Raw genomic sequence first — 12,097 nt, forward strand, 5'->3', positions numbered from 1 at the left:
TTGATGGCGCTTGCCACCTTTCGACGACGGATCATGGCTACCGACAAGCGATATCATCCATTCATCAAGGTGGCCTTCGGCGTGCAGATGCTGATCGGAGGCGGATTTATAGCCTTCTGGCTCTGGAATGGCTCGGCAACCCTACCGAAACACGGCGGTGGCTCGTTCACCCTCGACCGCGCCGAGCAGCCTTATCAGTATTGGCTCCTTATCATCGCAATTGGCTTGGCCATGATCGGCATGCCCATTCGATCACTGCTTAAAGGCCCCCCGCAATACTAACCCGGTCAAGGCCGGGCTTCATTCCGCCGAGTACTCCGCCTTCGGTTCCGGTGCCGACCAACCCTTGCCCGATTTAGATCCCGACGACGAGGTGCAAACCATCGCGCGCGGATCCGCAAGGGTCAATGTCGCGCGCGCCGTCGCTTTCGGCCTTGGTGTCCTGCGTCGACTCGACCGATTTGATGACCATCTGCTCGAGATGGATGCGAGGATGCCCGACAACATAACCCGCAGACATGAAAAAAGGCGCGGAACCCGGTCGGGTCCCGCGCCAGCAGGCAGTCGGGAGGCTAGATCGTCTTCGCCGACATTTGCGCGGCGATGTAGTCGGCCTGGCGGATCGCAAGCGATACGATGGTCAAGGTCGGGTTTTCGGCGGCGCCCGTGGTGAACTGGCTGCCGTCCGACACGAACAGGTTCTTGATATCGTGCGTCTGGCCATGCTTGTTGACGACGCCGTGCTCCGCTTTTCCGCTCATCCGGTTGGTGCCGAGATTGTGGGTCGAGGGATAGGGTGGCGTCGGGAAGGTGCGTGTAGCACCTACCGCATCGTAAAGCGCGGAAGCCTGCTTGTAGGCGTGGTTGCGCATCGCCGTGTCGTTCGGGTGGTCGTCGAAATGCACGTCGGCGATCGGCATGCCATGCTCGTCCTTTTCATCGGCATGCAGCATGATGCGGTTTTCCTCGCGCGGCATGTCCTCGCCGACGATCCACAGGCCGGCCATGTGGTCGTAATGGTCGAGCGCGGTGGTGAACGAGCGTCCCCAGCCGCCTGGGTTGAGGAAGGCCGCCATGAACGGCAGGCCGAGCGACAGCGTCTCGAACTCGTATCCGCCGACGAAGCCGCGCGACGGGTCATGCCGCGCCTCATCGCGGATGATGCCGGCCATGGTGGTGCCGCGGTACATATGCACGGGCTTGTCGAAGATGGCATAGACCGAGCCGGTGGTGTGGCGCATGTAGTTCTTGCCCACCTGCCCCGACGAATTGGCGAGCCCATGCGGGAATTTGGCCGATTGCGAGTTCAGCAGCAGTCGTGGGCTCTCGATCGAATTGCCGGCAACGGCGACGATACGGGCCTTCTGCTCCTGCAGCTTGCCGTCCTTGTCGGCATAGACGACGCCGGTCACCTTGCCTGAGGCATCATGGTTGATCTTGATCGCCATCGCATTAGGCCGGACTTCGAGATGGCCTGTCGCCTCGCCCTTTGGGATCTCGGTGTAGAGCGTCGACCATTTGGCGCCCCATTTGCAGCCCTGAAAGCAGAAGCCGGTCTGTTGGCATGAGTTGCGGTCGTCGCGCTCGACCGAGTTGATCGCCATGTTGCCCGTGTGGCATTCCTTGTAGCCGAGCTTGTCGGCGCCGGCCTTGAGAACCTTGAAATTGTTGTTGCCGGGCAATCGCGGCCAGTCATTGGTACCGGTGACGCCCATCTTGGCTTCCGCCTTGGCGTAATAGGGCTCCATTTCGGCCAGCGTAATCGGCCAGTCCAGAAGGTTTGCGCCTTCCAGCTTGCCATAGGTCGACGCCGTCTTGAACTCATGTTCCTGGAAACGCAGCGAGGCGCCCGCCCAATGCGTGGTCGAGCCGCCTACCGATTTGACGATCCAGGCTGGCAGGTTCGGGAAATCCTTGGCGACCCGCCAGTCGCCGGATGTGGTGCGCTTGTCCTTCCAGGCGAGTTGGGCGAACGAATCCCACTCGTCGTTGATGAAGTCCTCATATTCGTGGCGGGCGCCCGCCTCGAGGATGACGACGTCGATACCCTTCTGCGCCAATTCATTGCCGAGCGTGCCGCCGCCGGCGCCCGAGCCGATGATGACGACCACTCCGTCGTTTTTCAGATCAAATGAAGCTGCCATGGTTTCCTCCCATGAGATCGGTCAAAAAAGCGGTTATCGGAACGATCGGGCTCAGAGCCACTCGATGTCGCTGAAACCGCGCGCGATGTAGCCACCCTTCGAGTAGGACTCGCCCTCGTAGCCAAAGATCGGCCACACCTCCTTCTGGTTGTAGAGGCTGACGACGAGGCCGCCGCGCACCGCCTGGAAGAAAGGCGCCTTCTCTATTTCGGTGAGCAGCGCCACACGCTGCTCTTCCCAGCCAAGGCCGCGATAGCCACCCTTGCCGGCCTTCTTGTCGAGCTCGGCGATGCCCTTCTCGATCAGTTCCTTGTGGGCAGGATCCTTGGCCGCTGTCTCGTGATGGCCTTTGACGGCGATGGCGTAATATTTGTCCGGCACCTGGTCATGCGGATAGATGTCGCGCGCCATCTGGATCAGCGTCGCCATCGTTTCGGGCTTCAGCGCCGAGGTTTCCAGCCCCCACGCCTGTTCCGGGCTGATGACGGCGCTGCCGGAGATGACGAGCAGTGCGCCGATACTGCCGCGTTTGAGAAGTTCACGACGTGAAAGTCCAGGCTTCCCGTCATAGATCGTGACCATGGTTTCCTCCCTGCTTGCTGTTCGCACCTATCGGGTGCCGTTGCTGGCGCCGCGCCGATCCGCGCGGCCGGTTGTCCCCTATTGGAAGCGCCCCCCTCGCTGCAGGACCTCGATCTTGTAGCCGTCGGGGTCTTCGATGAAGAAAAAGCGGGCGATCAGCGACCCATCGCGGTTGAACTCGACGATCTTCTTCGGGTTGAGGCCGAGCGCACCAAGCCGGTCGTGTTCGCTGTCGAGATCTGCGACCGAAACCGCAAGGTGGCCGTAGCCATCGCCAAGCGCATAAGGCTCCTGCCGCCCCTTGTTGACGGTCAGTTCGACTTCAAAAGGCGTATCGGCATTGCTGAGGTAGATCAGCGTGAAGGTCTCGAAATCCAGTCGTTGGGCGATCTTCAGCCCGAACGCTTTCGTGTAGAAATCGATGGACCGGGCCTCGTCGAGAACCCGGATCATGGTGTGGATCGCCTTCGCCAAATCAGACTCCGCAGCGTTCGTGCTTTTCGAAGGTGATTATGCGCGCCTCTGAAGATAGAGTGGTGGCAGCCGATTACCACGCATGCGACCGGAAAACGGATAGTGTCGGCCCGCGTAAGGACGAAAGTCCGATTGCCGTTGTCGAGCGTCCGGTCGAAGATGAAATCGCAGGCAGTGTTCAAAAGGCGCCGATGGCCCCGTCGACGCCCAAGACCAACAAAAATGGGAGGTAACAATGTGCAGAGTCTTTGCCGCACAGGATCCGGAAGGCTATCGCCAGATCAACCGGTCGATCCGCATCGATGGACATTCGACCAGCATCCAGCTCGAGGCGACGTTCTGGGCCTTGCTTGACGAAATCGCTGAAAGCCAGAACCTGACAACGCCCAAATTCATCTCGAAGCTTTACGACGAAGCCATCGAGATCAACGGCGAGATTCCCAATTTCGCGTCCATGCTGCGCACCACCTGCGCGCTCTATCTGCGCGGCCATCGGCCTGATCTGGACGAGAGAATGGCGTTGAAGCAGGAAGCGGCCTAGCGCGCTTCCACGGCGATTTCGAGCGCCAGACGGCTCATATCGGTGAAAAGCGCCTGGCCTTCGGAATAGTCGGCCTGCTCGCCGGTAATTAGATTGTCGACGACGGTCAGCAGCGACAAGGCCCTGGCGCCGAAATGCGCGCAGATGCGGTAGAGCGCGCTGGTTTCCATGTCCACGGCCAGCGCACCGAGCGCCTTTGCCTCGCCATAGCGGCCGCGAGCTTCAGGATGGTAGAATATGTCGGTGCAGGCTGTCAGGCCGGCATGGTGTTGGACGCCGAGTTCGGCTGCCTTGGCCAAGGCACGAGCGAGCAGCGCCGGATCCGGGCCGGTATCGGCACCGTAAAGGCCGAAGACCTGGCCGCTCTCGGTGTTTTCCGGCCGCGCCGATTGCGAAATCACCAGGCTGCGCAACCCTAGCTCGGGGCTCAGGCCACCGCAGGTACCGGTGCGGATCAATGTTCTGGCGCCATAATAGTCAAGCAATTCGTGGGCATAGATCAGGAACGATGAAACACCGATACCCGTCGACTGAATGCTGATGGGCCGGTTGCGGTAAAGTCCGGTGAAGCCGAGAGCGCCCCGCCGGCGATTGACGCAGCGCGGCGCTTCGAGAAATGTCTGCGCCATCCATTCGGCGCGCTGCGGATCACCCGGCAACAGCACCGTTTCGGCGTAGTCGCCCTTGCCTGCCTCTATGTGTGGCGTCACCGCTGCTCCCCCAAGCCCGCTTGCCCCTTCAGCCGCAATCATGACGTTGTCAGGGCGTTGCGCAAAGCGATTCGGTGGAGCGCGCTGAATTACGACTCCAGCACGTCCTTGACGATCGTTGCCAGCTGCTTGAGCGAGAACGGCTTCGGCAGAAAGCCGAAATGCGCGTCGGCGGGCAGGTTCCTGGCGAATGCGTCCTCGGCATAGCCGGACACGAAGACGAACTTGATGTCAGGCTGGCGCTTGAGCAATTCGCCGAGCAGGGTCGGCCCATCCATTTCCGGCATCACCACGTCGGAAACGACGATGTCGACCTTGCCGCCGAGCGCCTCGAACACCTCCAGCGCCTCGACACCGGAAGAAGCCTCGTGCACCGTATAGCCGCGCGAAGTCAGGGCCCGCATGCCGCCCATGCGCACGGCATCCTCGTCCTCGACCAAAAGCACCGTGGCTGATCCGGACAAGTCCTTGGTGCTATCGATTGGTTTGACCGGTGCGGCGCTCGGCGCTTCCCCGGCTTCGGCTGCCTTCTTCGCTTCCGCGATGTGACGCGGCAGGAAGATGCGAAAGGTCGACCCTTTGCCCACTTCGGAATCGCAGAAAATGAAGCCGCCGGTCTGCTTGATGATGCCGTAGACCATGGACAGGCCAAGGCCTGTGCCCTTGCCGACCTCCTTGGTGGTGAAGAACGGCTCGAAGATCTTCTTCAGCACGTCCGGCGCGATGCCGCTGCCCGTGTCCTCGACCTCGACCACGACATAGTCGGCCGCAGCGAGTTCACGGTAGGGGAAGGTCTTGCACTCTTCGGCGGTGACGTTGCGGGTGCGCACCGTGAGATCGCCGCCGGCAGGCATCGCGTCACGCGCGTTGACAGCCAGATTGACCACCACTTGCTCGAACTGGCCGATATCCACCTTGACCGGCCACAGGTCGCGGCCGTGATCGATCTTCAGCTTGATGTCGTTGCCGACCAGCCGGGCAAGCAGCATTCTGAGGTCGGCGAGCACGTCGGTGAGGTTCAGCACTTCCGGCCGCAGTGTCTGCTTGCGCGAGAAGGCCAGCAACTGCCTCACCAGGGAAGCCGCCCGGTTGGCATTCTGCTTGATGTTCATGATGTCGGGGAAAGACGGGTCCGACGGGCGATGATTGGTCAAAAGCAGATCCGACGCCATGATGATGGCGGTCAGCACATTGTTGAAGTCATGGGCGATGCCGCCGGCGAGTTGCCCAACCGCCTGCATCTTCTGGCTTTGTGCCATCTGCCCTTCCAGCGCCTTCTGCTCGGTCGTCTCGACAGCGTAGACGATGGCCGATTCTTCGGCACCCTCGCCGCCGGTGCCGTCAGCGACGGCATTGACGTAGAAGCGGATGTGCCGCTCCTCGTTGCCGGGCAGCACGGTGTCGATCGGCTCGATGTCGGCCTGGCGTTGCCGGGCCTTCTCGAAAGCCGCGGCAAAGGCTGGCCGTTCGCGATCATGGATCACCGTATCGAGCCGCACCCGGCGATCCACGGCGTCGCGATCGACGACCGAGGAAAACAGCGACAGGAACGGCGCGTTGGTGCGCAGGATGCGCCCGCTGGCGTCGACCCCCGCGATCGCCATTGGCGTCGAATTGAAGAAGCGGGTGAAACGGACTTCCGACGCGCGAAGATCGGCCGAGGCATCCTCGCCCTGCGTGCGGTTGAGCACGATCGTGCGCGTCGGGCCGCCGATACCTTCGCGGCTTGCCGAAACGCGATGCATGAAGCGCACCGGCAGCGCTTGCCCCGTCATCGTCGTCAGGTCGAGATCGATCACCGCGTTGCGCGTCGTGCCGGGGTCGGCCTTGACCGAGCGCACCAGCGCCATGCCGTCGCCGGCAACGATATCCGGCAAAGTCACGGCGCCGGGTGTGAAACTGGCAAGATCGATGCCCAACCATTCTGCCAGCGTGGCGTTGATATAGGTGACGCGGCCGTCCTGGTCGGCGGAGAAAAAGCCGGCCGGGGCGTGGTCGAGGTGATCGATGGCCTTCTGCAAATCGAGGAAGAAACGCTCCTGTTCGGCCCGTTCCTGCGAAATGTCGGCGAGTTGCCAGGCCAGCATCGGCAATCGCTGGCCCGGAACGTTGAAGGTGCGGGCGCGCGCCCTGTACCAGCGAGCTCCCGGTTCGGCGCCGGGCCGGATCGATTGCGCCAGCCGGAATTCGCCGTCGCCCGGCTGGCCGTCACGCAAGCCGGAGGCCAGCCGGTAAATGGTCACCGAGGCCTCGGGAACATCGGAAAGCAGTGCTTCCACTGTCTTGAGGTCGGCGGCCGAGGAGGCTCCAGTCATCTCGGCATAGGCGCGGTTAGCGTAGACGACGCGCCCCTTTGTGTCCGTCACAAGCAGGCCTTGCGCCATCGAATCGACGAAAGCCTTAGACAGTTCATCGCCGGTCGACCGCGGCGTGACCTGCACGAAGCCGATCGCCGTCGCGAACAGGAAGCCGACGCCGATCATCGCCAATACACCGAGCATGCCGAGCAGGAAGGGATCGCCGAGGCGCTCGCGGAAAATGCCGAAAACGATCGCAGCACCCGTCAGAACGACGATGAAGATGATGAGCCGGGTGACCGCGCCCGGTCGCGTGTTCTGGTCGACGATCGGTACCGGATAGAAATCGCCGCGCGCTTCCTTGGCCATGTGTCCCCTGCTCGTGAAGTCCGGCGTTCTGGCACTTGCCCCACTTGTGCCGGCACCCACCCCAATCGGGTTGAATCATATTCTCCTGGTTCGGAAAAGGCCCGGGCGGCAAATGTCGGATAAAAATGATGCCAGCCGGCCCTCCCCGTGTTTCAAGCTGTTCACGATGCGTGAAAGGCAACTTGCGGTGGCCAGCCGCAACGGTCTAGTGTCGCGTCACTTTCCGAACCGATCAGGGGAAACCAATGCAGTGGCTGGATAGCGTGGCGGGTCCTGGTTATGCGGCGGCACTCCTGTGGACCTTCGCGGCGCTGATCCTGCTGGTCATCGTGCTCGTCATCGTCAGGCTCGTGCGCAACCTGACCTTCGGCACGTTTGTCGCCGGTGGCCGCAACCGCAAGACGCGGCTCGCCGTCATGGACGCCACCGCCGTCGACAGCCATCGCCGGCTGGTGCTGGTGCGCCGCGACGACATCGAACATCTGCTCCTGATCGGCGGCCCGACCGATGTCGTCGTCGAACGCGACATCCGCCTGGCCGCACCGCGCCGTCCGGCGTTGACCGGAGATGGCGGTCTGCAGCCTGTCCCGGCCACCGCGGCACCGGCAGCGAAGCCGCGGCCGGCTCAGCCTGCTCCCGCACCGGCACGACCTGCTCCGCCGCCGCAACCGGTGACCGCGGCGCCCCCGCCTGCCCGCCAGCGCCCGTCGGCGCCGCCGCCAGCCCCGGCCCCCGCGCCGAAACCGGTGGCGCAAACCTATCCGTCGACCAACGTCACGCCGCTACCTGCCTATGGCTCCGCCAACGCCAATGCCGCGCGGCACACGCCATCGCCGCCGCCCAGGCAGGACAGCATCGACGATACGCTGATGAAGGACCTCGAGATTTCGCTCGATCAGCCGCGCTCCGGCGGCCCGGTGGGCAAACCGGCAGCCAAGGCACCGCCGTCTCTCGATGATGAAATGACCAGACTCCTGGGCGAACTTTCCAGCCAGAAGAGATGATTTGCGCCAGAAGAGATGACTAGCGACCGAGTCGCTTGCTGGAGGGACGTGCCACGCATCAATAAAAATGGCCGGTAAATCCGGCCATTTTCACAAAGACTTCTTTGCGACCGCCTTGAAACGCGGCCCGGAAGCAATCCGTCAGTCGTCGCGATAGACTTTTTCGCGGCGCTCATGCCGCTCCTGCGCCTCGATCGACAAGGTGGCGATCGGACGTGCATCGAGCCGCTTCAGCGCGATGGGCTCGCCGGTTTCCTCGCAATAACCGTAAGTGCCTTCATCGATGCGCTGCAATGCCGAATCGATCTTTGAGATCAGCTTCCGCTGACGATCGCGCGCCCTGAGCTCGATGGCGCGGTCGGTCTCCGACGAGGCGCGGTCGGCGAGATCAGGGTGGTTGGCGTTTTCTTGCTGAAGGATTTCAAGAGTTTCGCGCGCTTCGCGCAATATGTCATTTTTCCAGGTGACGAGCTTCAGGCGGAAGTAGGATTTCTGCCGTTCGTTCATGAACGGCTCGTCTTCGGAGGGTACGTAATCGGCGGTAACGATGTCGTTCATTCGACTCACCCAAACTGCCCCAAATTTGGCGCCTATATATTCGCCGCCCGACGCCTGCACAAGCGCAATCGGCCACCGACTCACGCAATTGTTAAGGTGCCCCAGCGGCACTCGTTGCAGCGAGATGATGCTGATTCGGTACGGAAAGTGCCGCCTTTGCACGATGTCTCGTGCCTGATTCGTTGCGCGGAAGAAGACGGACCATTGTGCGCAACGCCCTTCTCGTGACTAATCGCGGCGCGGCTTCGGCCTCGGCATGATTGGAGGTTGGGTGAGCAGGCTCTATCTGTTGCGACACGCCAAGGCCGGCTGGGCACTGCCCGGCATGCGCGATTTCGATCGCCCGCTCGACGCCTCCGGCCGCGCCGATGCCGAGATCATGGGCACGGCCATGCGGTCGCGCGGCTATGTACCAGACCTGACATTGTGCTCCAACGCCAGGCGCGCCAGGGAAACGCTCGAGGGCCTGGCCGGCCAGACCGACACTGGCAAGGTGCTGTTTTTCGACACGCTCTATAGCGAAGACGCGGCCGGCTATCTCCGCCTTATCCAGGAACATGGCGGGCCGGGCTCCCTGCTGGTCATCGGCCACAACCCGATGACGGAAGATCTTGCCATGGCGGTCGCGGGCGATGGCGACGAAACGGCGCGTGCCATGCTCAACCATGGGTTCCCGACCTCGGGCCTGGCGGTCGTGCGCTTTTTGGACGATCTGGCCAAAGCGGCCCAGGACGCGGGGTATCTCGAAGCTTTTCTGACACCGGCCGATCTTTGATACCGGTTTCGGCGCCATTTCAAAGCCGGATTGCAGAACCTATATCGGACGGACGCAAGCCCGAGAGATCACATTTTGGCATCATCGCTGACCACCTTGACCGACGAGGCAAGAATTGCCCTCGATACCCTGTCGGGACGTGCGACTGGGCTTTTTTCTCCTTCGCTGCGATTGGGCGTTACCGGCCTTTCACGCGCAGGCAAGACGGTGTTCATCTCCGCGCTGGTCCACAATCTGATCCACGGCGGCCGCCTGCCGCTGTTCGAGGCCCAGAAATCCGGGCGTATCGCGCGGGCCTTTCTTGAAGAGCAGCCTGACGACGCCGTGCCGCGCTTCCAGTACGAGGACCACATCGCCGCATTGGTCAATGACCGCGCCTGGCCCGATTCGACGCGCGCCATTTCGGAACTGCGGCTGACCATCGAATATGAGTCGGCCTCCGGCTGGAGCCGCATGTTCTCATCAGGCAAACTGTCGGTCGACATCGTCGACTACCCCGGCGAATGGCTGCTCGACTTGCCGCTGCTCGGCAAATCCTTCGCCGATTTTTCACGCGAGGCGATCGAGATGGCTGCTCTGCCGGTGCGCGAGGATCTTTCGCGGGCCTGGCGGGCGATCTCGGCGGAAATCGACCCGAACGCCGACGCCGACGAGATGACGGCACGCCGCCTGGCAGAAAGTTTCGCCGCCTATCTCAAGGCCTGCAAGCTGGACGAGCGCGCGCTTTCGACCCTGCCGCCCGGCCGCTTTCTGATGCCTGGCGATCTCGAAGGTTCGCCAGCACTGACCTTCGCGCCGCTGGCCGGCCTCGACAGGCGTCCGCGCCCGGGATCGCTGCACGCCATGATGGAGAGGCGTTACGAGGCCTACAAGACGCACGTCGTGAAACCTTTCTTCCGCGAACACATCACCCGCCTCGATCGCCAGATCGTGCTGATCGATGCCATGCAGGCGCTGAACGCAGGCCCCGGCGCCATGGCTGACCTCGAGCGCGCCGTGACCGAAATCCTCAGCTGTTTCCGCCCCGGCCGTGGCAGTTTTCTCACCGACCTTTTTTCGCGGCGCATCGATCGCATCCTGGTCGCCGCCACCAAGGCCGATCACCTGCACCACGAAAGCCATGACCGGTTGCAGGCGATCGTTCGGCGGCTGGCCGACCGCGCCGTGGCGCGGGCGAATTTCACCGGCGCCGACGTCGACGTGGTCGCGATGGCGGCGGTGCGTGCAACCCGCGAAGGTACGGTCAAGCAAGGCCGCGAGACATTGCCTGTTATCATCGGCACGCCGATCGCCGGCGAGAAGATCGACGGTGATACGTTTGACGGAAAGATCGAAACCGCCATATTTCCCGGTGACTTACCGGACAAGATTGATGCGGTATTCGACATCTCCGGGCCTGACCACAGACAGGATTCCACGGACCCGGCAATCCGTTTTGTCCGGTTCCGCCCGCCAAAACTCGAACGCACCGCCGAAGGCGTCACACTGTCGTTGCCGCATATCCGGCTCGATCGTGCCCTGCAGTTCCTGATCGGAGACCATCTGGCATGATCGCGCCCCGCAAACCGGCGGCATTCCGCATCGAGCCGGAAGCCGCGCCAACGCACGAGGCGCCAAAGGCGCGCCAGGTCGAGCTTTCGCGCAAACCGCGCGTGCTTAAGGCCGATGCCGCGCTGGTCATACCGACGGAGGTCGACGTTTTCGACGAACCGGACATCATAGCCGCCGAACCGCCGCCGGCGATCGCCCCCAGGAAACGCTCGCTGTTCGGCAGCATCTTCTTTGGCGCCCTTGGCGTCCTGGTTTCGCTGGCTGTCGGCCTGTGGACCGATCAGCTGATACGCGACCTCTTCGCCCGCGCCGAATGGCTGGGCTGGCTGGCCGCCGGCATGGCTGTCATTGCCGTGCTCGCGCTTCTGGTGATCCTGATTCGTGAGTTCCTGGCGATCGCGCGCCTCGCCGAGGTCGAAAAACTGCAGAAGCGGGCGCTCGATGCCATGGCGCGTGACGATCCCAAGGCGGCACGATCGGTGGTCGACGAGCTTTCGGCTTTCGTTGCCGCCAAGCCGGAAACCGCGGCCGGCCGGCGCGCGCTTGCCGAACTGCGCGGCGAGATCATCGACGGCGGCAATCTGGTGCGCCTGGCCGAAGCGGAAATTCTCGGCCCCCTGGATGCAAGGGCCAAGGTGATGATTCTCGAGGCCGCCAAACGCGTCTCGCTGGTGACGGCGGTCAGTCCGCGCGCGCTGGTCGATGTCGCCTATGTCGTGTTCGAGGCCGGACGCCTCATTCGCCGCCTGTCGGAACTCTATGGCGGACGCCCGGGAACGCTGGGTTTCTTCCGCCTGGCGCGCAGCGTGCTGGCGCATCTGGCGGTCACCGGTTCGATCGCCGTCGGCGACAGTTTCGTGCAGCAGATCGTTGGCCATGGCCTGGCGGCACGACTTTCGGCCAAGCTTGGCGAGGGCGTCGTCAACGGCATGATGACGGCGCGCATCGGCATCGCGGCGATGGAAACGGCGCGCCCCCTGCCCTTCAGCGCCGCGAAGCGCCCAGGGCTCGGCGATTTCCTCTCGGCATTGACATCATTTGCATCGAAGAAGGACACCGAAACGGCCGGCCCCGGCAAATAGCGTGTTACTC

Annotated in this window: 12 protein-coding genes; 6 read left to right on the forward strand and 6 right to left on the reverse strand. The window is 62.8% G+C overall.

From position 1 onward, the window contains the following. Window positions 1-33 precede the first annotated feature (33 nt). Window positions 34-282 carry a hypothetical protein gene (locus A3AU_RS0105935; RefSeq protein ID WP_064988562.1) on the forward strand — a complete coding sequence of 83 codons (249 nt, stop codon included), beginning with the start codon at window positions 34-36 and terminating at the stop codon, window positions 280-282. A 290-nt stretch (window positions 283-572) separates the two neighbouring features. On the opposite strand, the gene A3AU_RS0105945 is transcribed toward A3AU_RS0105935, so the two are convergent. From A3AU_RS0105945 to A3AU_RS0105955, 3 genes are all read right to left on the reverse strand, one after another. After that, window positions 573-2,144, reverse strand: a complete 1,572-nt coding sequence (locus A3AU_RS0105945) for a GMC family oxidoreductase (protein ID WP_027051972.1) — start codon at window positions 2,142-2,144, stop codon at window positions 573-575. A 51-nt stretch (window positions 2,145-2,195) separates the two neighbouring features. Further along, window positions 2,196-2,726 carry a hypothetical protein gene (locus tag A3AU_RS0105950; protein ID WP_027051973.1) on the reverse strand — a complete coding sequence of 177 codons (531 nt, stop codon included), beginning with the start codon at window positions 2,724-2,726 and terminating at the stop codon, window positions 2,196-2,198. A gap of 78 nt (window positions 2,727-2,804) precedes the next feature. Continuing rightward, window positions 2,805-3,200 carry a VOC family protein gene (locus tag A3AU_RS0105955; protein WP_027051974.1) on the reverse strand — a complete coding sequence of 132 codons (396 nt, stop codon included), beginning with the start codon at window positions 3,198-3,200 and terminating at the stop codon, window positions 2,805-2,807. A 235-nt stretch (window positions 3,201-3,435) separates the two neighbouring features. Between A3AU_RS0105955 and A3AU_RS0105960 the strand changes: the two genes are divergently transcribed. Then, window positions 3,436-3,741: a ribbon-helix-helix domain-containing protein gene (locus A3AU_RS0105960; RefSeq protein ID WP_027044642.1), complete on the forward strand. Its 306-nt coding sequence runs from the start codon at window positions 3,436-3,438 to the stop codon at window positions 3,739-3,741. On the opposite strand, the gene A3AU_RS0105965 is transcribed toward A3AU_RS0105960, so the two are convergent. Further along, the gene (locus A3AU_RS0105965; RefSeq protein WP_027051975.1) at window positions 3,738-4,451 is read right to left on the reverse strand and encodes a purine-nucleoside phosphorylase; all 714 of its coding nucleotides are present in this window, start codon (window positions 4,449-4,451) and stop codon (window positions 3,738-3,740) included. The genes A3AU_RS0105960 and A3AU_RS0105965 overlap by 4 nt on opposite strands. A gap of 89 nt (window positions 4,452-4,540) precedes the next feature. Next, the gene (gene cckA / locus A3AU_RS0105970; protein WP_027051976.1) at window positions 4,541-7,117 is read right to left on the reverse strand and encodes a cell cycle histidine kinase CckA; all 2,577 of its coding nucleotides are present in this window, start codon (window positions 7,115-7,117) and stop codon (window positions 4,541-4,543) included. A 245-nt stretch (window positions 7,118-7,362) separates the two neighbouring features. Here cckA and A3AU_RS0105975 point away from each other — a divergent pair, with 245 nt between their 5' ends. Beyond that, on the forward strand, window positions 7,363-8,121 hold the full coding sequence (locus A3AU_RS0105975) for a flagellar biosynthetic protein FliO (protein WP_027051977.1): 759 nt from the start codon (window positions 7,363-7,365) through the stop codon (window positions 8,119-8,121). A 141-nt stretch (window positions 8,122-8,262) separates the two neighbouring features. Here the strand turns inward: A3AU_RS0105975 and dksA are convergent, their stop codons facing one another. Then, window positions 8,263-8,679: an RNA polymerase-binding protein DksA gene (gene dksA, locus A3AU_RS0105980; RefSeq protein ID WP_006202025.1), complete on the reverse strand. Its 417-nt coding sequence runs from the start codon at window positions 8,677-8,679 to the stop codon at window positions 8,263-8,265. Window positions 8,680-8,950: 271 nt separating this feature from the next. Between dksA and A3AU_RS0105985 the strand changes: the two genes are divergently transcribed. The 3 genes from A3AU_RS0105985 (at window position 8,951) to A3AU_RS0105995 (ending at window position 12,087) form a co-directional block, all read left to right on the forward strand. After that, on the forward strand, window positions 8,951-9,454 hold the full coding sequence (locus A3AU_RS0105985; RefSeq protein WP_027051978.1) for a SixA phosphatase family protein: 504 nt from the start codon (window positions 8,951-8,953) through the stop codon (window positions 9,452-9,454). 75 nt (window positions 9,455-9,529) lie between these two features. Continuing rightward, the gene (locus tag A3AU_RS0105990) at window positions 9,530-11,005 is read left to right on the forward strand and encodes a YcjX family GTP-binding protein (protein ID WP_027051979.1); all 1,476 of its coding nucleotides are present in this window, start codon (window positions 9,530-9,532) and stop codon (window positions 11,003-11,005) included. Next, on the forward strand, window positions 11,002-12,087 hold the full coding sequence (locus A3AU_RS0105995; protein ID WP_027051980.1) for a YcjF family protein: 1,086 nt from the start codon (window positions 11,002-11,004) through the stop codon (window positions 12,085-12,087). Before A3AU_RS0105990 ends, A3AU_RS0105995 begins: the two co-directional genes overlap by 4 nt. The last annotated feature ends 10 nt before the right edge of the window (window positions 12,088-12,097 follow it).

The organism is Mesorhizobium erdmanii USDA 3471, from assembly GCF_000472705.1.
In the GTDB taxonomy this organism is placed as follows: domain Bacteria; phylum Pseudomonadota; class Alphaproteobacteria; order Rhizobiales; family Rhizobiaceae; genus Mesorhizobium; species Mesorhizobium erdmanii.